Here is a 23491-nt window from a genome sequence, read left to right on the forward strand (position 1 = left end):
TCTTATATAATAATTTATATTTTCATAGCTTAAATTAGTTTAAATTTAAAATACTTTAAAGCATTATACAACAACTATGCCGGTGTATCACAAAAAAACACAAAAATTTTTAAAACTATAAAAAAACTACTTATTTTAGTAGTTTTTTTATTAAATTTCATCATCAAGATCTTTAATACGATCTAGATGTCTGCCTTTTTCAAATTCTGTATTAATGAATTCATCAATCATTTTTTTAATATCTTCTATTTTTTGTTGTCTTCCACCAAAAATTAATACATTGGCATTGTTATGTTGTTTAGCTAAATGAGCATCTTCTACAGAATGAATTCTCGCCCCTCTAACATTTTTAAAACGATTAACAGCATAAGACATTCCTAAACCTGTTCCACAAATTCCAATTCCATAATCATTGGGATTTTCATGAACATATTTTCCTAATTTTTTTCCAAATTCACTATATGAAACACTTTCTGTTTCACTATTTGTTCCTAAATCTGTATATGGTAATCCTTTTTCGATTAGATATTTTTTTATTTCTTCTTTTAATTTATAACCAGCATGATCACTAGCTAAGATAAATTTACTTTTTTTCATTACCTCAACCTCTTTTTTGTTTCTATATCAATTATAATTGAAGATTTTCCATTGCCTTTACAAAAATTATAAATTTTTGTAACTTCAGGGAAAATTTTTTGAGCATTATTTATTTCAATGGGATCTTCACCACTTTTATTTGCACTTGTTAGAAAAAATGGTCCTTCATCAATAATAAAATCTTGCAATTTTTTACAATTAGGCATTCTTATTGCTTGATCATTGACAATTAAAGTTACTGCTCCAGGTCATAAAATATTTGCAAAAGCTTCAGCTTTTTCATTTCAAAATGGCATTTTTCTTGCTTGCTCTATTGAACCAACTACTATAGCTATTTTCTTATTTTTAGGGCGATTTTTTAACTCATAGAGTAAATTAGGATTTTCATGATGGATACTAATTCCAATTCCTGTTACTGTATCTGTTGAAACAATAAAAACATCTTTAAATTTATTCATATTCATTATTATAAAGTAAAATTTAATCATGCCTGAATTACCAGAAGTAAAAACCGTTATTTTACATTTAAAAAAACTTATATTAGATAAAACAATTTCGAAAATTGAGATTTTTATCCCTAAAATGATAAAAGAAATTTCAAGTGAAGAGTTTAAAAAATATTTAGAAAATGAAACTATTTTCAATATTGAAAACGAAGGAAAATTTATTGTCTTTTTTTTAAGTAATAATAAAATTATGTTGTCTCACCTTAGAATGGAAGGAGGATATAATTTTTATTCCAAAAAAAGACAAAAAGAAATTCATGATAGATTGATTTTTCATTTTACTGATGGATCTTCATTACATTATCACGATTCAAGAATGTTTGGTACATTTCATTTTAGAAATAGTGAAAATTATTTGAAAATTAAACCTTTATCCTTAGTGGCTCCTGTTCCGTGAAAAATTGATTTAGATGAATTTTTTAAGCTTTTAAAAAGAAAAAAAACTGCAATCAAAAAAATTTTGTTAGATCAACAAATAATTGCAGGTTTAGGAAATATTTATGTTGATGAAACTTTATTTGCTTCTAAAGTTCATCCTGAATTTAAAGCAAATCAATTATCTTTAGAACAAGTAAAGTTAATATTGAAAAATGCAACAAGAATTTTACAAGAATCAACTAAATTAGGTGGCTCTTCAATTAGAAGTTATACTTCTTTAAATGAAAAAGAAGGATCTTTTCAAAATTTCTTGCAAGTTCATACAAAATTTAATAAGCCTTGCCCTAATTGTGGTGAATTGATCCAAAAAATAAAACTTGGTGGAAGAGGGACATATTTTTGTAAAAAATGTCAACAACTAAATTAGTTATTGCTTAATTTGTCAATTGCAATAATAATACTTTCAAATGAGTTGAATTTATTTAAATGAGATTTTATTAGCAAATTAGCTTGTTTGGATTTTGTTTTTAAAAATTTATAAATTATATTTTTAATTGTTTTTAAAATAATTAAATTTTTAGGAACACTTAAAATTTCAAAAATTTCAACTAACGCATTCAATAAAAGAGTTATCGAATTTTCAAAAGTTTCAAAATCATTATTTTCTTGACAATATTCATATAAAGAACTTGAAAAAGGTCTTGTTATTCTGAAAAGATATTTTCTAGATTTAAAAACATCAAAAGCATTTAAAGTATTTAATTCAGAATTAAATGTTCTTGTATTTAGTAAATATTTTTTAACAAAAGGATTTTTAGCTAAGTAATACATCAAGAACTTAACATCTTTAAAATCTTTTATAGATTCAGTGATAGCTGATAAATATTTAAAAAATAATTTATAGTTTTGTTTTATGTATTTTTTTGCAATATTGGCTCGATTAAATTTACCATTTAAGGGGTATTTCAATTCCAAACTAACATAATCTAAAAATTTGAAAATTAATTCTTTTAAATGATTATTATTTATTAAAAACCATAAAGTAAAAAGCAAATTTTTTTCTTGAATTTTATATTTAAAATTGTTCAAAATTAATTGATCAATTTCTAATTTTATTTTTTCAGTATTTAATAGTGAATCAAAAAGTTCGAATAAATCTATCAAAAATTGTTTTACATATTTTTCTGAAAAATTTGCTAAAAAATTTATGTAATTATCAATCTTACTAAACTCTAAATAATGATCAAAAAGAATAGAAGATAATTTTTTTAAAAATAAAACAAAAGAATTTGAACTTACAATTAAATTATATAATGACTTTACTGTTTCAAAATCGGCTTTTGTAGAAAGGTTTTTTACATATGATTCAATAAATTTTTCATAAAAAATTTTTGTTAAATTTTGATCATTCAATAAAATAAATGAAGTTTGCACAAAAGTATTTTTTATTAATGAATTATTATTTTTCAAAAAATCATCTTTATAAAAATAATTCAAAAATCTATAATAAGTTTCTTTATTAGAAAGATTTTTAATTATTATTTTTTTGAAGATTTTTAAATCTAAAAAATCTCCAATTTTTTTTGAAGAAAAAGGATAGAAATCAATCGAATTTTGAATATTTTGAAAAATTTCTTCAATTAAATTGCTATCTAAAATTACTTTTGCTAATTTAATATAATTATTATTTTCTTCTAAAAAAAATTTTATTTTCATAGCTAAATTTTCATTTCATTTTTCTAAATATGAAACAAGCAATTGAAAATATTTGTATAAAAATTTTTCATTTACCAAAAATAAAATTGTTAAAATTTTTTTTAAAACAATTTTTTGACTAAATGGTAATAGAATTTTTTCTTCTGAATTAAAAGATTCTAATTCTTCATCATTTGAATTTGTATAAAGATCTGTTAAGGGTTTTTTGTACTTTAAAATTTGTCTAAAATTTTTGTGATCACTTAAAAAATAATTAAATGAATAATTTTTCTTGTACATTTGTGCAATTTCAAAAGAAAAATTATCAGGAAAACTGAGTTTAAAGAAAATATCTTTTGCCATTTTTTTATAAGCAATTTGGGTTGGGTGATAATCAAAAGGTGAACGATTATAAATCTTAATATTTTTTTCAAAATTTAATTTGTCAAAAGTATTAATCAAATATATATCTTCGAATAAAGATATTGTTTTTTCTACTATTTTATTTATATTGTTATTAATAGAATTTAATAAATTCAGTTCTGTGTTTTTATAATTAACTTTTAATATGTTTTCAAGTCTAAAAAAGAAATTAGGAGGAATGATGTAAACAATAGCTGCGTTTGGATTTTTTTCTCTTAAAGTTTTTAGCACTTCAAAAAGATCTACTTTAAAATCTTTTTGTTTTTTTATAAAGCTTTCTCAAAATAAATTAATATTATTTTTTTCTGAAACAAATACATTAAGTAGAATTTTTTCAAGAGGGAAATCTCAAAAAATATCATTAAAACCTAAAGTTATTGTGATTAGATTAGCAGATTGGATTAAAGAATTAAAATTTTCATATTTTACTTCTGATTCATTTGGATTAAACTTGATTTTAAAATCATCTTTGAAAACATTAGAAAGATCAGGATCCTGATCTTTAAGTAAATTTAATTTAATTATATTTTCTGAATTTAAAAAAGAATGGTCCTTTTTTTTAGAATTTAAAAAGTACAATACATCTTTAGCTCTTGCACCTAAAAACGAGTAATTTTCAAATCATTCTAGTTTAATTTCATCATTATTTTTTAAAAAAATATCAGCTAAATACGAAGGGAAATTAATTCCTAATTTTTTGCTATGCTCAGATTTAAAATAACCTGGGTATTGATTACTATAAAAAACTGAATAACCTAAAGAAAAATCATCTCCAATAGCAAGATATCTTATTTTTTCAGAAATACTTATAGCTTTTTTTCTATACATATTCTAATTTTATATTTTTTAAAAATATTTTTAGAAAAATGTTATTTGAATATGGGGTAAAAAATGAAAGAAATTATTATTTATTTTTCAATAAAATATCAAGGAGATTATTTTAAAATTAAAAATGCACTAATAAAAATGGAAAAAATTGATATAGAAAAATTAATACAATGGAACAAAAAACTTGAAAATAATAAAATAAAAGTCTTGACAAAATTTGATCAAACTTATCCAAATTCTTTTAAAAATATTAAATATTCGCCCTATGCTATTTTTTACAAAGGAAATATAGATTTGCTAAATAGCGAGAAAATAATGCTTGTTGGAGATTCTTTTGAAAAAAGTTATGAGGATATTGAAAATAGTTTGCATCCGATAATTTTGAAAAAGACACTATTGTCATTGGGTTTTAAAAACTTCGATGAAAAAATTTACAATTTATTTAAAAATAATAATGGAAAAATTATTAGTTTTTCAGCAAATGGTTTAATCGATCAATATATGTTTAATGAAATTGATTTAAATTTAAATAATTTAATAATTAGTGAATACCCTTTTAAAATAAATTTAAGTAAAAGAAAACTATTTAAAAGAAATTATTTATCAAGTATCCTTTCAGATTTTTTAATAATTTATAATTCAGAAAAAAATTCAAAGCTATTCAATTTAATAAATTTTTTCCTAAATAGTGGAAAGGAAATATTTTGCTTTCCTCCAAAAGGAGATGATGGAAATTTAATTCTTCTTAATGATGGAGCTAATTTTGTTACAAAAATTGTTGTTTAATTTTCTAAAGATTTGACTTTACTTTTGTATTTAGGTATTAATTTTTTTCCTACAAAAGTTTGATAATATGCTGCATTAATAATTAAACCTGCATAAAGATAAAAAGATAATTGTAAAATTAAAATGACTAAAAACATAAAAGTTCCTATAGTCCCAAAATTACCATAATTAATTAAATCTATTGATGATAACGAACCAAAAATAACAATAAATAAACTAGTCGGAATTGTTGTGACAATAGCTCCTGGACTAACATCTTTAAATTTCAATTTAAAGCTTGGGCTTAATTTAAATAACAATAAAAAAGCAACATATGAACTAAAAATAATTAGAATAAATGACAAAATATAAAAAATTGCAAAAAAAGTTGTTGGAGATTGAATAAGTAAATTTTCCTTTAAGATTTTTACAATCGGAATTACAACAAGTAAAACCAAAGACATAAATACACTTAATCCTAAAACAATTAAAATTCCTTTAATTCTTAAAATTAAATTATTTTCAATGTTTTGAAAATTATATATAAGTGATTCACTCTTGATAAATTTTACAAAACCATTTGAAGATAATCAAAACGAGGATGCAAGTAAAATTATTAGTGCAACTGTACCTACAGTGCTAGATTGGAAAAATTCTTGGATTGCAGGAATAGATGATTCGATTCCTGGAATTAATCTTCCTAATATATCTGTTCTTAAAATTTCTGTAAATTCAAGATTAAATGAAAAAACTGAAAAAACTATTGTCAATATCGGAATAAAAGCCATAAACAAATACAATGCAAGACCTGCAGGGATAAAAGCAAATTCCTTACTTTGAATCTTTTTATATGTATTATCTACAAGTTCTTCATTAAGAGCTTTGTTTTTATTTCATTTAACTCTTGATGAAGTTATTCTAAGTCCAAAATTTAATATTGATTTGATTATTTTTTTTAATGTTTTATTTTCATAAACTGGGACAACCATTTTTGAACTTACAAATGATTTTCTATTTATTTTATCTTTAGAAGAAAATTTGAAAATTTTAGAAATTTTCCTTGGTTTTTTCCTATTAAAATTTTCTCATCCAATTCCTAAACTTTTTTTAAACATATTTATAATTATACTTTTTTAAATTTTTCATCTAAATATTTTTTAGCAAGATTAAAAGATAATACAGGATTTGCTTGACCTTCTGTTTCTTTCATCACAAAACCAGTTAGATATTTCAAAACTTTTTCAGGTTTATTTGGATATTCTAAAATAATTTCATTTTTATCTTTAGATGCTTTATTTATTAAATTAAAAATTAAATCCTCATCTGAAATCAATCTTAAATTATTTCTTGAAACAATATCTTCTACTTTTTCATTTTTAGTGAAAATTTCATTAATTATAGTTTTTAAATGTTTTCCAGAAATTTCTCCATTATCCAAAAATTTTAATGCAATAACAAATTCTGAAAAATTGAACTTTAGATCTTTAATGTGTACATTTTTTGAATTCGCTAGAGAAATTAATTCAGAAAAAAATACTTTAGAAAGCTTTTCACGATTAGGATAAATAATTGATTCAAATACTAAAAGCATTTGAAAATCGTTCAAAAATTGTTGTACAAATTCAGATGAAATATTTTGAGATAATAATTTTTTTTCAATGTTTCATGGAAGATTTTCAACTTTAATTTTATCTATAAAATCTTTTGGAATTCTTATAAAAGGAATGTTGGGCTCTGGAATATACTTATAATCAATTGTTTTACTTTTAGTTCTCATAACAACTGTTTCATTTTTAGATTCATCAAATCTTTTTGTTTGGGATTCAATTTTTTCGTTGGATAAGATTTTTTTAATTTGTAAGTTTTTTTCAAATTCAATAGCTTTTTTAAGATTAGAAACAGAGTTTAAGTTTTTAATTTCAACTTTTTCTCCTAAAAACTTTTGTCCAAAAGGTCTTATAGAAATATTTACATCAGCTCTCAAAGATCCCTCTGACATTTTTGCATCACTTATGTCTATAAATGAAACAATTTTTCTAATCATATCAACATAATTTGCAGCTTCTTCTGCATTTGAAATAATAGGTTTTGTGACAATTTCAATTAATGGAACTCCTGCTCTATTGTAATCGACCAAAGTCTTATCATTAAGGTGAATTTGCTTTGCAGTGTCTTCTTCTAAATGAATTCTTTCAATTAAAATTTCTTTTTTCTTTCCATTTGATTCTATTGTTAATGTTCCGTTTTTTCCAATTGGAAAATTTTGTTGTGTTATTTGAAATGATTTTGGAAGATCAGGATAAAAATAATTTTTTCTATCAAAACGCAATAAGGTATCAATTTCCATATTTAAAGCTTTTGCAAGTTTTATTGCTTTGACAACTGCTTCTTTATTAAGTCTTGGTAGGGTCCCTGGATAAGCCACATCAATCGGATGCACCAAAGTGTTGGGTTTTTCATTAAATTTATTTGGTGCAGGAGAAAACATTTTTGTTTTCGTATTCAACTCAATATGTATTTCAATACCAATTACTGTTTCGAAAGTATTCATGTTATCTAATTCCTTTTTTGCTTAAAAATTCTTCTAAAAATAATGAATATGAAAACAATTTTTCATCATCGTAAATATTTGTCTCAATTGTGATATTTATAGGTAATTTTTCATTTTGACTTGTAATTCAAGGAATAGAAATAGAAGGATTACCAACTAAATTAGATAAAGTTAAAATATATGGCATGTATCCATAATTATTTTTTTCATTAGAAGAAATAGAATCAATTTTAGGAGCAACTTCAGGAGAAGATGGCATCAATATCATATCAATTTTTAACTTATTAAAAAATGATAATATAGAATCCTTTAAAATTCTTCTAACTTTTTGAGCTCTTAAAAATAGATCTTCTTGATTTTCAACATCTAAAAAATATGCACCAAGAGTTAATCTTTTTTGAACCATATAGCCAAAATTTTCACTCCTTGTATTTATCATGATTTCTTCCCAATTATTACCATGCTTTTTATTACCAAAAGCCATTCCATTTAAATTAGCTAAATTTGTAGAAGCTTCTGAATAAGAAATGATTCTATAAACTACTTGAATTAGCAATAAGTATTCTTCTGGAATTTCTAAAACATTAATTTTTATTCCTTCGTTTTCCAAAATATTGATTAAATCATTAAATTTTTTTGATGTTTCTTCACCTAAAAATTTATAACAATTAAAAATTCCAATTGTTTTTGGTTTTTCAGCTTTAACTATATTCATTTTTACATCTAAACTTGTAAAATCTTTTTCATCTTTACCATATAAAACTTTAGCAAGAATATTACTATCTTGAACATTATGAGTAAATCAACCTACTGTATCTAAACTTGAGGCAAAAGGAAATAAACCATACCTAGAAACAGATCCATAAGATGGTTTAAATCCAACTTTTCCAACAAAAGAAGCAGGTAACCTTACTGAATCTCCTGTGTCAGTACCAATTGCAAAACTTAACTTTTCATTAAAAATTGCAGCAGAACCTGATGAAGAACCTCCTACAATTCTTGTTGAATCTAAAGGGTTTAAAATCACACCTTTTGATGAAAATGTTCCTGTTGCACCTAAACCAAATTCATCCAAGTTAGTTTTACCAACTAAAGCTGCACCTTCTTTTTGTAATTTAGTAATAATTGTTGAATTATAAAATGGTTTAAATCCTTTCAAAAAATCCGAAGAACCTTCAGAAGTAGAATTACTATGAGCAAAAACATCTTTCAAAACATAGGTTGTTTTTGAAAGAAGACCTTCTGAATTTTTAGCATCCAAAAAAACATGAGAAACTGCATTGTTTTTGTCGTTTTTTAAATGTTCTATAGCATTTTTAATATTTGTAGTAAATTTAAACATAATTATTTGACCACTTTTGAAACAACGACATAGTCTTGATAAAAATCTTTTGCATTTTCAAAAATTTGATCTTGAGTTAACAATTCGCTTGTATCAGAATCATCTTCTCTTAAATAAAAAGTTTCATTTTCATTTATATGTGACAAAGCCTTGATATTTTTTATATCAACTTTTTTTAGTAAGACTAAAGTCTTTTCAATTGCATTAAATTCTCTTTCTAATGAATTTAGTACTTTTTCTGAAGGTATAAGTTTAATAGAAATCGCAATTTCTTTAAATTGATGTTTGTTCAAAGTAACTCCTCTCGACAAAATGTATTTTCTTTAGTTTCATTATATATAAAAAACAGCATTTTAATTCCAAAACCTAAAGTCTTTATGTTGAAAAAAATTCTCAAATAAAATTTAATAAAAAAGTGAAAAAAATTGTATTTACAGTATAATAAAGGTAGATAGTGGCAAAAAGTGGGAGAAAGTGGAATGTTTGGATCATATGAAAAAACTTTAGATTCTAAAAATAGATTAGTTATTCCATCTAAATTCAGAGATGAACTTGGTGAAACATTTTACATTACACTTGGTTTTGAAAAATCACTTGAATTTAGGAGTAAAAAATCTTTTGAAGAATTTAGTAATAAAATCAGTTCAAACAATTTACTTGATTCAAAAATGAGAGAATTAAGTCGTTATATTTTTGCAAACACTATTGAAGTCAGTTCAGATAAATTAGGTAGAGTTATTATTTTGGATAACTTATTAAAAAAAGCTGAAATTGAAAAGGATGCTGTTATTGTCGGTGTTGGTAATAAGGCTGAATTATGATCAAAAGAAAAATTTGAAAAAATTACAAATATATACGAAAATGAAGAGAACATTAAAAAATTAACACAAGAATTATTTGAAAAAGGTGCAGTTTTATAATGGAATCAAATGTTCATATTCCTATACTGTTAAATGAAGTTTTGAGTGCTTTTAATTTGAAAGAAACAGATGTTGTTATTGATCTTACTTTAGGAAGAGCTGGCCATTCTCAAGAAATGCTAAAAAAAATTCCAAAAGGTTTATTAATTGGAATTGATAAAGATAAAAGTGCAATCACATTTTCAAAAGAAAAATTAGAACAAATTGGAAGTAATTTCAAATTGTTTCATAGTGATTTTAGTAAAATTTCTGACTTATTAAAAGAATTGAAAATTTCAAAAGTAAATGCAATTTTAATTGATTTAGGAATATCATCACCTCAAATTGACAATGCTAATAGGGGATTTAGTTATAACAAAGAATCAAGACTAGACATGAGAATGAATTTAGACCAAAAATTAGATGCACATTTTATTGTAAATAGTTATTCAGAAGAGCAATTAAAAAATCTTTTATATAGGAATGCAGAAATAAAAAATTCAAGACAAATAGCAAAAATTATTACTTCTAATAGGCCAATTGAAACGACTTTACAACTGAGTGTAATTCTAAAAAAATACTTGCCTGCTTTTATTGTTAGAAAAAAAGACCCAAGTAAAGCAGTATTTCAAGCATTGAGAGTTGAAGTTAATGATGAGATAAATTCTTTAAATTTTCTTTTAAAAAATCTAGTTTCAATACTTGAAGAAAATGGAAAAGTTGCAATCATCACCTTTAACTCAATTGAAGATCGAATTGTTAAAAAATATTTTGGAAGTTTTATAAAAGATGATGTTCTAGCATTTTTACCAACTAAAAAAGAAAAAGAATTTGAAGTAAAAACTTACTTGCCTTCAAAAAAAGAATTAGAAGAAAATCCAAGATCAAAAAGCGCAAAAATGCGAGTATTAAAAAAGATAGAAAGGTAAAAAAATGACAAAAAAAATAAATGCAATAGTAATTCTTCAAGCAAACAAAATTGAACTAAGAATTATGGAGACATTTGAAAAAAGAATTTTTCAAATATATTCATCTAGCTGTGATGAAGATTCAAAATATTCAAAATTTATCTCTGAATCTATTATGCAAGTTAATAAAAAGTTTTCTTTGAATATTAAAGAAATTGTTTTTGTCATTTTAATTGCCAAAGGAATTAAATTAAACTTGGAAAAAAGATTTTCAACAATTGAAGTGAATGGAAAAATCTCACTTGAACACATTGAAAAATCAATTAAAATTGAAAAAGATTCTTTAAAGCAAAATGACCAAGTAGCTATTCTATCAAGACCTTATAAATATGAAGTTCTTTCTAAAAATGATCAAATCGCAACTTTCAATGAAGTACCTTTAGATATAGAGGCAAAAGAATTAAAAACCTATAGTGTTGTATCACATATTAGTTCAAGTATTTATAATTATATTATTAACCTTTGTGAAAATGCAAACATTACTTTAAAAACTATCGTTACAGATTCTCATTTAAACCAATATTTATTAGACAACAATAGTTTTTTAATTGAAAATAAAGAAAAATCTCTTATAAACATTAATGAAGAAAGTGTAACAATCAACATTTATAATAACAATGTTTTAATAGATTATCACATTTTATCTTTTGGGACAAAATATATTTATGAGAAAATTTTCAAAAATCATGATTCAATAACTTCTGAAGAGGCTAAGAAAATTTTTAGTATTTACACTGATTTTAATAAGTTCAATAGTGAAAAGCAAGTTGCATTGAATTCTAATTTAACTTTAAAAAAATTGAATCAATATACGCTACTTTTTTTTGAAAAGATTTTTGAAGAATTTAATAAAAAATTTTCGCTTGTTTCAAGAGATACAATTTATTTAACAGGTGAAGGTTCTTCAATTTTAGATCTTGAAAAAATTATTAATTCTAATTTTGAAAAAAATGGAATTGATACAAAATGCCATGTTAATAGTTTTATTACATACCAACTTCTAAATGAAGAAAAAAATTCCTACATGGCTACAAAATATATAAATAGTATGATAGATACTAAAATGGAAAATAATTTTCTAATTACAAAACCATTAAAAATATTGCAAACATATGAGTTTATTTCAAATACTTCTGAAAATTACTTAATTTCTTAAAAAAATAAAAAATGCAAGATTCATCTTGCTTTTTTTGACCTTTATAGATATGGTGGCTCCGGCAGGAATTGAACCAGCGACACACGGAGCTTCAATCCGTTGCTCTACCGACTGAGCTACAGAGCCAAATGGCGGTCCAGACGGGGTTCGAACCCGCGATCTCCTCCGTGACAGGGAGGCGTATTAAACCACTTTACCACTGAACCATTGGTTGCGGAGGTAGGAATTGAACCTACGACCTTCAGGTTATGAGCCTGACGAGCTACCACTGCTCTACTCCGCGATATTATTTTTTTGTGTAAATTCATTATAGCAAAAATAAAAATATTTGTAAATTTTTTTGAAATTTATTTAAATAAAAAAATTCAACAAATATTGAATTTTTTATGGTGATATAACAAATGGCGGGCAATGAGGGATTCGAACCCCCGCGAGTTTTACCTCCTGACGGTTTTCAAGACCGTTCCCTTCAGCCAGACTTGGGTAATTGCCCTTTTTGGTAGTCCTAGCTGGGATTGAACCAGCGACCTCACGATTATAAGTCGTGTGCTCTAACCGACTGAGCTATAGGACCACAAAGACGGTGCCTTTAGTATATGGTAGCTCCGAAGAGAGTCGAACTCTTGACCTTTCGGGTATGAACCGAATGCTCTAACCAGCTGAGCTACAGAGCCATATATGGTGGAGAGGAAGGGATTCGAACCCTCTACCTCCTGCGTGCAAGGCAGGCGCTCTAGCCAAGTGAGCTACCCCCCCATGGTGAAGAAGACAGGATTCGAACCTGCGACCACTTGGTCCCAAACCAAGTGCTCTACCAAGCTGAGCTACTTCTCCAAAAATGGTATATATTTTTTATGGTATCTATTATACATTGAAATTATAAACAAAATATTTAAATTAATTTGAAAAAATTCAAAAAATAATTACTATATAATTTTTATATGAACAAGAGCTCTTTAAAAAAAACTTTTTTAATAATGTTTACCATTTTTTTTGGTTTTTTAGGATTTGATAAGTGATATTTAGGTTTTAAAAAAATGGCTTTAATAAAAGGATTGTTTTTGAGTGTTTTTGGAGTTTTTGGAATTTTCTTTTTGATTATATTTTCCTCAGTAAATTTTGGTGCTATAAACATTAACCTTTTATCTTTCCCTATAGGTTTGACTATTTTAGGTAGTATAATTATTGCAATTTACTTTTTAACCATTATGTGATATCTATATGACATATTAAGAGCTTTTTTAGGAAAAACTAAAGATAAAAATAAATTGAATGTTAGCAATTAAATAATTTTTGTTCCTTTTCCTAAAATATTTTCAAAATAAGAAGAATTTATTTTCTTTTTTAATTTATGTAGTATTTGATCTACAACTCTTGAATTATCTGTATCATTTTCTATATCTCAAACATATCGAAAAATTCTATTTTTGTCAATTGAATCTGAATCACGATTATGAAGTAAAAAAGACAAAACTAGAAATTCTTTTTTTGTTAATTCTAAAATTTTATTGTTGTAAAAAAATTTATTTGAGACAAAATCTAAAAAAAGTGATCTATGTGAGATGAAATTACCTGATTCAAACCCTTTGAAATAGTTTTTCAAATATGATAAATTAGAGATTTTAAAAATTTCGTAATTTTCATTATAGTACAAAATATCATTATTGATATTTCTTAAAAAAAATGTGCTATTCTCATTATATTTGTTTAATAATCAAAAAATCTTACTATTAGGAAATAAAGTATTAATTAATTGATATTTATCTTCAGTTAAAATTTGCTCCTTATGAAAATTTTCCACAATTACAAAATTGTAATTTTGCAATGTTGCTGTAGTTAAATTGTCTAAAAAACAATAATAAACATCTACAAAAAAGTACCTTTCTAGATCTCTAAAGAAGATATTTAAATTTTCGTTATTATTATCATTTTTGAGTACAAGTAATTTAAGATTGGGATTGCTTTTCATAAAATTATTATATAGCAAATCAATAAAATGTAAAATATTCATATGTCTCTAAAAAATATTGAATCAATTATAATAAAAAGTGAAAATTTCCAAGAATTTGATGTAATTTTGAGTGTTATGGATTTTAATAAAATTTATCCAATAATTGCACTTGGAGTTAGAAAAATTAAAAGCAAAAATCGCAATGGAGTTTTACTAGGATCATATAGCGAATTAGAATTTTTTGAAGCTAGATTAAATAACAAAACTTCAAAACTTAAAAAAGCACATTTAATTAAAAATTTTGACTTACTAAATTCAGAAAACTTACTTATTGTTCAAGAATTGTTTAAATATATTAATAAAGTAAATGTTAATACTCAAGCAGTTTTCAATTCTTATTTAGAATGTTTGGATGAATTTGGAAAAGGAAATAATTTTTTTATAAAAACTTACATTGTCAATAAAACTTTATTTTCACTAGGGTTAAATGTTAATTATTCTTTTTGTTATAAATGTGGGACAAATCAAAAATTAGCCAACTTTTCTTTTTTTGAAGGAGGTTTTTCTTGTTTTAAGCATTCGAAAAATAAATTGAATGCAAAAATTCTTCAAAGTATTTATAATTTAAATATAAGTTTTAAAAAATATGTTGAAACAACTTCGGCAGAAACAAATATTTTTATATTTAATATATTAAAAAATTACATTGATGAAAATACTTTTTAAAAATTTAATTGGGATTAAGTACCTCATTGATTTTATCAAAAATAATATTTGAAGTTCCTTCTAGCAATAAAACATGTTTTGAATTTTCAATTTTTATAGTGTGAAAATTTTCATTAAAAAATTTAATTTTAGTTAATTTATTTTCTATTTTGTTTTGTTTTATTAAAATATCATCGCTTCCATAGAAAAAATATATAGGAGAATTTGATTTAGCTCTTTTTGCTATTTTTCAAAATGTTCTAATTGCATTTCATGATGCAATAATATTTCTTGTTTGAGATATTTGAGTATTTACATCTAATTTTGTTAGCCTTTGCAACACTTTATTGTTACTAATTTTATGAAAATCTATTCTTGCTTGAAATTTGTAATTTATATTAAAAAAATAAGTAGCAATCGTTCTAAAATTAATTACAAATTTTTTCTTTTTAGAATCAAGAAAAATATTAGTTAATTTATCTGGTATAGAGCAAGCAAAAACTGCTTCAACAGCATCTTTAAAATAATAACTAATCAAAGAACTAAAAGCAGCTCCCATACTTTCACCTAATAAAAATATTTTTTTAGACATTTTTTTATAATACAAAATAACATCAAAAATATCTTTTAAATATTCTTTGAAATATCTAGAAGCTTTTAAATTTATGTTGTTTTCATGCCCTCTTTGTTTAACAACAATTGTAGTGTAATCTTTGATATGTTCAAAAATGAATTTGCTATCTTTTGCTGTTCCACCTAAACCATGAAAATAAATTAAAACTTTTTCAGTATCAATTTCATTTTTAATAATAGGAATTGTTTTTGAATTGGTATTAATTATAGTCTCAATCATATTGTATTTATTATATACACTAAATCAAAATTTAAACTATTTTAAAATTATCTTCAAGAGAAAATACAACATTTTTATTAATTCACTCTTTCCTTAATTCAATTTGATCTCCCATTAAAGTAGAAACTCTTCTTTCGGTAATTAAAGCATCTTCGATTTCAACCTTAATTAGTGTTCTTGTTTCTGGATTCATCGCAGTTTCTCATAATTGATCTGGATTCATTTCTCCCAAACCTTTATATCTTTGAATTTCAAAATCATTTTCTTTTTTCATTAAATTGTTTAATTCATCTTCATCTAAAACATATTTAAATTTTTTTGTTTTTTTATTTGTTATTTTAAATAAAGGTGGAAGAGCAATATAAACCATTCCTGCTTCTATTAAGGGTTTCATATATCTATATAAAAATGTTAAAAGTAATACTTGAATATGAGAACCATCAACATCAGCATCTGTCATAATTACAACTTTATGATAATTAGCTTTTTTAAGATCAAAATCTGCACCAATTCCTGCACCAATTGTATTTATAATTGTTGAAATTTCTTCATTTTTTAAAACATCAATTAATTTTGTTTTTTCACAATTTATTACTTTACCTTTTAGGGGTAAAATTGCTTGAAATTGAGAATTTCTCCCTAATTTTGCACTTCCACCAGCAGAATCACCTTCGACTAAAAATAATTCCTTTTCAGATGCTTTTTTGCTTCTTGCTGGACTTAATTTTCCAGATAAAATTTTTTGTTCCTTTAAAGAATTTTTTGTTTCTCTCGATTCTTTTCTAGCGTTTTTTGCTGCAATTCTTGAATCTTGGGATTTTTTAATTTTATTTATAATTTTTAATGCATCTTCTTTATTTTCGTTTAGTCAAATTCATAATGAGTTTGATAAAATATCTTCTGTAATACTCTTTGCTTCTTGCGTTCCTAATTTATCTTTTGTTTGCCCAACAAATTCTAAAATATTTTCAGGAATCCTTAAAGAAATTACAATTGTAATTCCTTCTCTAATATCATTACCTTCGAAAGAATTGTTTTTTCCTTTTAGTAAATTTTTATCTTTTACATATTCATTAAAAACTTTTGTAAGAGCTGTTTTTACTCCATTTTCATGACTTCCACCATCTCTAGTTTTGATATTATTTACAAAACTAACAATAGTTTCATTGTAAGAATCAGTATATTGAATTGCAATTTCAACATTGATATCTTTTTTTGTATCATTAATGTAAATAGTTTTTGAATTAATTGCATCTTTGCCGCTATTGATAAAGTCAACAAACTCTACAATTCCATTTTCGTATTTAAATGTTTCTTTTTGATTTGTATTTTCATCAACTAAAACAATCTCAAGATTTTGAATTAAAAATGAAGATTCTCTTAATCTTTCAGAAATTATTTCATATGATAGTTTTGCCCTTTTAAAAATAATGTAATCTGGTCAAAATTCAATTTTAGTTCCTCTTTTTGTTGTTGAACCAATAATTTTTGTAGATTGAGAAATTTCGCCACCATTTTCAAAAATGGTTTCATAAATTTTTTTATCACGATAGACTGTTGCGATTAATTTTATACTTAAAGCATTAACAACGCTTGAACCAACACCATGAAGACCTCCACTAGTTTTATATGCTCCATCTCCAAATTTACCACCAGTATGTAATTCTGTAAAAACTGCTTCAACAGTTGTTTTTTGATCTGAAAATTTATCAACTGGAATTCCACGACCATTATCTTCAACAATTACACTTCCATCTTTAGTTAGAGTAACTTGGATTTTATTTGCAAAATTAGCAATTGCTTCATCAATTGAATTATCAACAATTTCTCACACTAAATGATGCAATCCTTTAGCATCAGTTGATCCAATATACATCCCAGGTCTTTTTTTAACAGCTTCTAAATCTTTATATGATTTTATGCTTTTTGAGTCATAATTTATATTCATACAATCTATTTTAGTTTAAAAAAGTGTAACACGATAAATATTTTAATAAGTTGTTTAAAAAATGAGTATTATAAGATGAAAAAATATTAATAATTTTATTTTAAATTAATTTTAAAATTTAAACTCTTATATAGAATCATTAAAAAGATTTTTTGTAAATAATTATGTGAGTAATTTAAATTAAAAGACTAAAACTAAGAAATTTAGAGTAATTTGAATTTGACAATTTAATGAAAAAAACAAAATTGAAAATGTGTAATGAATTCTAAATTTTTATCATTAAATGTTTAAAAATATTAAATTAAATATGAATTAAAAGAATTAAAATTTTTTAGCTTACAAATAAGTTTAAAAACTTCTTTTAAAAATTCAAAAAAAATACCAAATTTAAATAAAAATAAATCACTTTGCATGATTTATTTTTTTATTGTAAATTTTATAAAAATTAGTTAATTCTATTAGTACTTGCAGTGTCAAAAATATGTAGTTTATTTTTGTCAAAAGTAAAGGTATAATTTTTTTCAACTTGAATATTAGCAGAAGAGTGTAGTGATGCAACAAAAGAATGCTTTCCATCAATTACAAAAAAAGCTTGTTTTTCTTTTCCTAAAATTTCTACAAACTCAGATTTTGCAATAATTTTATCTTCATTATTTTCCTTAGTTAAATAAATATCTTCTGAACGAACACATAAAGTTATTTTTTTTGAACCTTTTATTTGAATTTTTTCATTATCACTATCATTTAATTTAATTTTTAAAATTCCTGATTCACTAATAAAATAACCATTTTCATAACTACCTTCAAAAACATTAATTGTAGGATTTCCAATAAATTTAGCTACAAATAAATTTACTGGTTTATTGTATAAGTCTAATGGTTTTCCAATTTGCTGAATTTTAGAATTATTCATAACAACAATTTTTGTACCCATAGTCATAGCTTCTAGTTGATCATGCGTTACATAAATAGTTGTAGATTCTAATAATCTATGAATTCTTACTAATTCAATTCTCATTGATTCACGTAATTTAGCATCAAGATTAGAAAGAGGCTCATCCATTAAAAATAACTTAGGTTTTCTAGCTATTGCTCTACCTAATGCAACTCTTTGACGTTGACCTCCAGAGATATCTGAAGGTTTATTTGAAAGATACTCAGAAATTTGTAAAATTTTTGCAATGTCTTTAACTCTTCTATCAATTACATCTTTTCTTTCTTTTCTTACTTTAAGACCAAAAGCAATATTTTGATAAACAGTCATGTGTGGGTATAAAGCATAAGATTGAAATACCATAGCGATATCTCTATCTTTTGGACTTAGACCATTAACTCTTATTCCATCAAAAACTAAATCACCTTTTGTGATTGAATTTAGGCCTGCTATCATTCTTAAAAGTGTACTTTTACCACATCCAGAAGGACCTAAAATGATTAAGAAGTCATTATCATCAATAGAGAGATTTATGTTCTCCAAAGTATAATTTTCTCTTCCTTCATATTTTTTTGCAATATTTCTTAATTCTATTTTCATAATATCTCCTTTATTTTACAGCCCCTGATGTTAATCCACCTACAATAAATCTTTGTGCAAAAACAAATAATAAAGTAATAGGAATGGAAGTGATGATTGCTCCTGCAAGATATTCATATTGGAATATAGGTGCTCCTGGAGAAGTTGAAATTACAAGTGTTCTTAAACCAGCAGCTATTGTTAATTGCTTAACTGATGCTAATGATCCATCAGATAATAGAATTGGCAAGATAATATCTCCAAATGGTCCTATGAAAGATCATAGTGCAACAATTGCAATAATTGGTTTTGCTAATGGAACTAGTATACTTCTAAAAACTTTTAAATTAGATGAACCATCAATTTTTGCTGCTTCATCTAAATCTCTTGGTATTGAATCCATATAACCTTTTATAACAAATGTATTCCCTGTGATTGCTCCACCACTATAAATTATAATCAAGAATATTAATAGAGGTAATTGGGTTAATTGAAATAAAACTAAAAATGCAGTTAAAGATGCAACAGAAGGAACAAGTTGTAAAACTAAAATAATAATTAATGAACTACTTTTACCCTTAAATCTAAATCTTGAAAAAGCATAAGCTAGAAATGTTGTAAAAAGCACTGTGATAATCATTGTTGAAATAGCAACTATGATTGAATTTCCTAATCATAAACCAAAATCTGTTTGTGTAAATAATTTCTCATAGTGTATAAATGAAAAACCTCCTCCTATATTTTCATTATCTCCTAGAGTATTAACCCCTGATCCATCAAAAGATAATATTAAAATTTGGAAAATAGGAAACAAAATAATAATAGCTCAAATGATAATTGTTATGTAATTAAAAATTAATGAAATTACTCCAGAAGGTTTTAAAGGAGCTAAATCAGAAAGAGAAATTTTATCATCAGTTTCTGAAATATGTGTTTGAAATTCTGCATAATTATCAATGATTTTTTCTGAATAAAAGCCTACTTTTTCATACTTACTAGCAACTTCTTTTGAAATTAAATCAAAAGATAAATTTTTAGCAAGTGAATCATTTTTTTCACTTTTGATGTAACTACTAATTTCATTGAACAATACTTGATATTGCGCTAAATATAAATATGCTTGTTCTAAATCATTTTGATTTTTGCCTGTTATTTTAAATACTTCATTTGAAATGATTTTTGATAAGTATTGAATTTTATTTCAAAATAAATTTCTAATCTTATCGATTTTTTTGTCAATTATTGTTTGACTTATTTTTGCATATTTTTCTAAATCAAAAAATAATGATTTAAGCTCTTTTGCAAATTCATCTGAATATTTATTTGCTAAATAAATAGCAAAATTCTCCAAATCTTTACTTACTAATTGCAATGATTTTCTCAATCCTCTAAATTGAATTGGGTATAGAGAAACAATTGAAGCTATTTTTATAGCACTTAAAAAATTAATAATTCTAGGATTACTTTTAGTTTTTTTGTTTTTAAAAATTTCTTGTGTAAAAATAGTTAAAAAATTTCTCGTATCAGATTTATTTAAAAGTTTTTTTATTTCACTCATCATTTTAAAATTTAACTTTTCTTTTTGTTTAAAAATAGTTAATTCTGACTTTATGTTTTTTATTACATTATCACTTAAATCTAATCTAAAGGATTTAACTTTTGAAGTTTTAAAAGGATTTAACTTTGAAAACATTTTATTTAATTCAAGATTTTGCATCTTGATTACATTTGCTTGTTTTAACATTATGCTCCTTTTTCTTTAAATGATTTACTACGTATAAATACAATAGATGAAATCACTACAATAAATACTGATACTAATAGAGTAAATGCTGATGCTAAAGCAATTCTATTAGGGGCTGTTGTTGTTAATTTAAAAATTAATGAAATAATAATATCTGTTGCGCCAGGACTCCCAGCAAGTGATTGCCCAACTGCTGGTCCTCCACCATTAAATAGGAAAATTACTCCAAAGTTATTAAAGTTAAAAACAATTTGACCTATTAATAATGGTAATATTTGAACAAGAATTATAGGTGCAGTAATTTTAACAAATTGTTTTCATTTTGAAGCTCCATCAATAGATGCTGCTTCATAAAAATCATTAGAAATACTTTTCTTTACTCCTGAAATTAATAGGAATATATAAGAATGTCCTAATCATATTTGAATTAAAATAACAGTTAATCTTGCCCAAAATTATGAACCTTGGAAATCTATTGTTGTTCCAAAAATTTGATTATATATACCTGAAGTTCCATTCCCAAAAGCAATTGAGAAAAATAGAATTGTGGCAAATGCTGGAATAGCTCATGGCAATACATAAATTGTAGATCAAATAATTTTACCTTTAATTCTTTTATTATCAACAATAATTGCTAATAGTGTTCCGATAAATATAACACCTAAAGAAACTGAAACAGTTCAAATTATAGTTCAACTTGTAACAAAGGCAATACTTGGACCAAAATCACCTGTAAATATTCTATCAAAATTACTAAAACCAACTCAGTTTAATGGATTGGTAATACCAGGTATTCCAATTCGAATTCCATAATCTGTAAAGGCAAGTAATATTGTTGCCATTAAAGGTAGAATAACAATTAGTGCTATTAAAACAAAAGCAGGTGTTAAGATAATTAAAGGAGAACCATTATTCGCTAAATAATTTCTTAAGTGTCTACTATTTTTTGATCTTATTCCTTGAGATAACCATTTACCAGTGATATAAGCATCTCTCATAGTTGTTAAAATAATTACTAAACTTACAGATAAAGTCATAATAGCAATTATTCCTTCAATTAATCTGAATCGAGCATCTAAAAATATATCACCTAGTATTATTCCTCCTACATTAGGAGAAAGAATCCCTAAACCAAAAACACCATCACCTTCTGAAGATCCTATTCAACCAAATGTTAAAGGTATTAGAAAAGCTCACATAAAAACAGAAATTGCTAAAATAATTGCACCTTTTACATATTGTCTATTTAAAAGTTGTCCTAGACCTGGAAGTAAAAATGAAAAGAGCATAGCTATTCATTTTTGATATTTTGGCATTTTAGTAGGAATATTTTTCTGAGCATCATCAATTGTTGAGTTCATTATTTTGTATTCTTTTTCAATTTGTCTTTTTTTATCAATATATAAAAATTTCAATTTTTCACTTGCTATTAAATATTGATTAATTAAGCATGCTGAATTTCTTTCGAATTTCAATTGCTTTTTAGCAGATATAATAGAATTCTTTTTAGATGATTTAGAAAATTTACCCATTGAATAATCTTTTTTAATTCTCATAATTTCTTTTATGTAATTATTTTTTGCAATTATTTTTTGTTTTTGAATTTGCAAAACAATTTCAGGAGATTTTTTAGGAGTATTTGCTAATTCTTTTTTTGCATATTCAATTTGACTTTTATAATTTTCTAAAATTGACAAAACTTTAATTTCATGTTCTAGTTTCACTGAATATTCTAAAATCTTCAATTTTGAATTAAAACTATTATCAGACATTTTTTGATAAACACTTAATTTTGCTTTGATATATTCAATTTTTGCTTTTTGTTCTTTAAAAGGTTCATTTTTAAATTTTTTTAAAAAGCTTCTTCTTGAAGAAATTTTTCTCAATTTTTTTACTTTGTTTTGAGAAATTTTTTCTTCAATTATTGGTTCAAAAAAAGCATTTAAATAAATTTTTTTCTTTAATAAGTTTTTTTGTGAAATTCTAGCTTCAGAAATTAAACAGTGTTTTTCTTTTCACAATTCAGCATATGTTTTTCTTTTAAGTCAAAAATTCTTAATTCTATATTTTACTAGTTTAGATAGAAAAATATTCCTTTCCAATTTTAGTTTCTTTTTTTGATAATTCAATTTACTTTTTAGTGTTGTTTTATTTTTTTGAATTTGACTTTTTAAATCATTTTCAAGAGAATAAATTTTTTTATCAATATCTACTTTGCTTTCGTATTTATTCAATTCTTCTCTTTTTTGTTTGTAGATTTGTTCTAAATCATCAAGAGTTTGACTTAATTTCAATTTGTCATCTATTGAAAAATAGGCTAAACTTTTTTCTTGCTCTAATTTTTCATTTAAAACTTTAATTGAGTTTTTAATAAAAATAGATTTTTTTGAATCAAGCAAAATTTGCTTTTCTTTTAAGAAATTTCTTTTCAAAACATCAAATTCTATTTTACTGTTTTCTTTTAGTTTTATTAAAGCAAGTTTGGATTTAGTGTAACTAGATTTAATAGAATAGTAATCTTTTTTAACTAATTCTTTATTAGTTTTTTTAAAGATATCTTTTTTAATTTTATTACCATTTAAAGAACTTTTAATATCAGCTTTAAGAGCAATTGCTTCATATTCATTTTTATCAGCATATTTTAAATTTAAATTTTTAATGAATTCCAT

21 protein-coding genes and 8 tRNA genes are annotated in these 23491 nt (G+C 24.1%); 7 read left to right on the plus strand and 22 right to left on the minus strand.

The features are described from left to right. Nucleotides 1-150: 150 nt before the first annotated feature. Both MMOB_RS01980 and MMOB_RS01985 read right to left on the minus strand, forming a co-directional pair. A complete protein-coding gene (locus MMOB_RS01980; RefSeq protein ID WP_011264890.1) occupies nt 151-597 on the minus strand; it encodes an RpiB/LacA/LacB family sugar-phosphate isomerase in 447 nt (148 codons plus the stop codon). Next, nucleotides 597-1055, minus strand: coding sequence for a Sua5/YciO/YrdC/YwlC family protein (locus tag MMOB_RS01985; RefSeq protein WP_041362898.1), 459 nt, complete (start codon nt 1053-1055; stop codon nt 597-599). The genes MMOB_RS01980 and MMOB_RS01985 overlap by 1 nt, the downstream gene beginning before the upstream one ends. A gap of 28 nt (nt 1056-1083) precedes the next feature. Between MMOB_RS01985 and mutM the strand changes: the two genes are divergently transcribed. After that, nucleotides 1084-1908, plus strand: coding sequence for a DNA-formamidopyrimidine glycosylase (gene mutM, locus MMOB_RS01990; RefSeq protein WP_011264892.1), 825 nt, complete (start codon nt 1084-1086; stop codon nt 1906-1908). Here the strand turns inward: mutM and MMOB_RS01995 are convergent. Further along, nucleotides 1905-4427 (minus strand): hypothetical protein, encoded by a 2523-nt coding sequence (locus tag MMOB_RS01995; RefSeq protein WP_011264893.1) that lies wholly within the window; start codon nt 4425-4427, stop codon nt 1905-1907. The genes mutM and MMOB_RS01995 overlap by 4 nt on opposite strands. 63 nt (nt 4428-4490) lie before the next feature. On the opposite strand from MMOB_RS01995, the gene MMOB_RS02000 reads away from it, so the two are divergent. Then, the gene (locus MMOB_RS02000; RefSeq protein ID WP_011264894.1) at nt 4491-5213 is read left to right on the plus strand and encodes a DNA-processing protein DprA; all 723 of its coding nucleotides are present in this window, start codon (nt 4491-4493) and stop codon (nt 5211-5213) included. Here MMOB_RS02000 and MMOB_RS02005 read toward each other — a convergent pair. The 4 genes from MMOB_RS02005 to MMOB_RS02020 are packed head-to-tail and all read right to left on the minus strand — an operon-like array spanning nt 5210 to nt 9378. After that, entirely contained in the window at nt 5210-6307 is a 1098-nt protein-coding gene (locus MMOB_RS02005; protein ID WP_011264895.1) for a YihY/virulence factor BrkB family protein, read from the minus strand. The two genes, MMOB_RS02000 and MMOB_RS02005, sit on opposite strands and share 4 nt — an antisense overlap. Before the next feature lie 8 nt (nt 6308-6315). Next, entirely contained in the window at nt 6316-7743 is a 1428-nt protein-coding gene (gene gatB, locus MMOB_RS02010) for an Asp-tRNA(Asn)/Glu-tRNA(Gln) amidotransferase subunit GatB (RefSeq protein ID WP_011264896.1), read from the minus strand. 1 nt (nt 7744) lies between these two features. Next, nucleotides 7745-9085, minus strand: coding sequence for an amidase family protein (locus MMOB_RS02015; RefSeq protein WP_011264897.1), 1341 nt, complete (start codon nt 9083-9085; stop codon nt 7745-7747). Between the two features lie 2 nt (nt 9086-9087). Then, nucleotides 9088-9378, minus strand: a complete 291-nt coding sequence (locus MMOB_RS02020; RefSeq protein ID WP_041362901.1) for an Asp-tRNA(Asn)/Glu-tRNA(Gln) amidotransferase subunit GatC — start codon at nt 9376-9378, stop codon at nt 9088-9090. A 186-nt stretch (nt 9379-9564) separates the two neighbouring features. Between MMOB_RS02020 and mraZ the strand changes: the two genes are divergently transcribed. The 3 genes from mraZ to MMOB_RS02035 are packed head-to-tail and all read left to right on the plus strand — an operon-like array spanning nt 9565 to nt 12108. Further along, nucleotides 9565-10005, plus strand: coding sequence for a division/cell wall cluster transcriptional repressor MraZ (mraZ, locus tag MMOB_RS02025; protein WP_011264899.1), 441 nt, complete (start codon nt 9565-9567; stop codon nt 10003-10005). Then, nucleotides 10005-10913 (plus strand): 16S rRNA (cytosine(1402)-N(4))-methyltransferase RsmH, encoded by a 909-nt coding sequence (rsmH, locus tag MMOB_RS02030; protein ID WP_011264900.1) that lies wholly within the window; start codon nt 10005-10007, stop codon nt 10911-10913. Before mraZ ends, rsmH begins: the two co-directional genes overlap by 1 nt. A 4-nt stretch (nt 10914-10917) precedes the next feature. Further along, complete coding sequence (locus tag MMOB_RS02035) at nt 10918-12108, plus strand: hypothetical protein (RefSeq protein WP_011264901.1); 1191 nt, start codon at nt 10918-10920, stop codon at nt 12106-12108. Nucleotides 12109-12158: 50 nt separating this feature from the next. Here the strand turns inward: MMOB_RS02035 and MMOB_RS02040 are convergent. The 8 genes from MMOB_RS02040 to MMOB_RS02075 all read right to left on the minus strand — a co-directional run bounded on the left by MMOB_RS02040 (nt 12159) and on the right by MMOB_RS02075 (nt 12942). Beyond that, nucleotides 12159-12234, minus strand: a tRNA-Phe gene (locus MMOB_RS02040). A gap of 3 nt (nt 12235-12237) precedes the next feature. Next, nucleotides 12238-12314, minus strand: a tRNA-Asp gene (locus MMOB_RS02045). A 2-nt stretch (nt 12315-12316) separates the two neighbouring features. After that, nucleotides 12317-12391 (minus strand) — tRNA-Met (locus MMOB_RS02050). Between the two features lie 119 nt (nt 12392-12510). After that, nucleotides 12511-12601: transfer RNA gene (locus MMOB_RS02055), tRNA-Ser, on the minus strand. Between the two features lie 4 nt (nt 12602-12605). Then, a tRNA-Ile gene (locus tag MMOB_RS02060) sits at nt 12606-12682 on the minus strand. 23 nt (nt 12683-12705) lie between these two features. Next, nucleotides 12706-12782, minus strand: a tRNA-Met gene (locus MMOB_RS02065). 5 nt (nt 12783-12787) lie between these two features. Then, nucleotides 12788-12864: transfer RNA gene (locus tag MMOB_RS02070), tRNA-Ala, on the minus strand. A 1-nt stretch (nt 12865) separates the two neighbouring features. Beyond that, nucleotides 12866-12942, minus strand: a tRNA-Pro gene (locus MMOB_RS02075). A gap of 107 nt (nt 12943-13049) precedes the next feature. Between MMOB_RS02075 and MMOB_RS02080 the strand changes: the two genes are divergently transcribed. Beyond that, complete coding sequence (locus tag MMOB_RS02080) at nt 13050-13394, plus strand: hypothetical protein (protein ID WP_011264903.1); 345 nt, start codon at nt 13050-13052, stop codon at nt 13392-13394. Here MMOB_RS02080 and MMOB_RS02085 read toward each other — a convergent pair. Next, complete coding sequence (locus MMOB_RS02085) at nt 13391-14077, minus strand: winged helix-turn-helix domain-containing protein (protein ID WP_156768868.1); 687 nt, start codon at nt 14075-14077, stop codon at nt 13391-13393. The two genes, MMOB_RS02080 and MMOB_RS02085, sit on opposite strands and share 4 nt — an antisense overlap. A gap of 42 nt (nt 14078-14119) precedes the next feature. Here MMOB_RS02085 and recO point away from each other — a divergent pair, with 42 nt between their 5' ends. Further along, complete coding sequence (gene recO / locus MMOB_RS02090; RefSeq protein WP_041362907.1) at nt 14120-14785, plus strand: DNA repair protein RecO; 666 nt, start codon at nt 14120-14122, stop codon at nt 14783-14785. A gap of 4 nt (nt 14786-14789) precedes the next feature. On the opposite strand, the gene MMOB_RS02095 is transcribed toward recO, so the two are convergent. The 6 genes from MMOB_RS02095 to MMOB_RS02115 form a co-directional block, all read right to left on the minus strand. Continuing rightward, nucleotides 14790-15617: an alpha/beta fold hydrolase gene (locus tag MMOB_RS02095; RefSeq protein WP_011264905.1), complete on the minus strand. Its 828-nt coding sequence runs from the start codon at nt 15615-15617 to the stop codon at nt 14790-14792. Nucleotides 15618-15648: 31 nt separating this feature from the next. After that, nucleotides 15649-17565, minus strand: coding sequence for a DNA topoisomerase IV subunit B (parE, locus tag MMOB_RS02100; RefSeq protein ID WP_011264906.1), 1917 nt, complete (start codon nt 17563-17565; stop codon nt 15649-15651). A 445-nt stretch (nt 17566-18010) separates the two neighbouring features. Then, nucleotides 18011-19099 (minus strand): ABC transporter ATP-binding protein, encoded by a 1089-nt coding sequence (locus MMOB_RS02105; protein WP_011264907.1) that lies wholly within the window; start codon nt 19097-19099, stop codon nt 18011-18013. A gap of 10 nt (nt 19100-19109) precedes the next feature. Beyond that, complete coding sequence (locus MMOB_RS03510; protein WP_011264908.1) at nt 19110-20822, minus strand: sugar ABC transporter permease; 1713 nt, start codon at nt 20820-20822, stop codon at nt 19110-19112. Then, entirely contained in the window at nt 20822-21265 is a 444-nt protein-coding gene (locus MMOB_RS03750) for an ABC transporter permease subunit (RefSeq protein ID WP_408632420.1), read from the minus strand. The genes MMOB_RS03510 and MMOB_RS03750 overlap by 1 nt, the downstream gene beginning before the upstream one ends. Nucleotides 21266-21277: 12 nt before the next feature. After that, entirely contained in the window at nt 21278-23491 is a 2214-nt protein-coding gene (locus tag MMOB_RS02115) for a sugar ABC transporter permease (RefSeq protein ID WP_011264909.1), read from the minus strand.

Source organism: Mycoplasma mobile 163K (genome assembly GCF_000008365.1).
Lineage (GTDB): Bacteria > Bacillota_I > Bacilli_A > Mycoplasmatales > Metamycoplasmataceae > Mycoplasma_J > Mycoplasma_J mobile.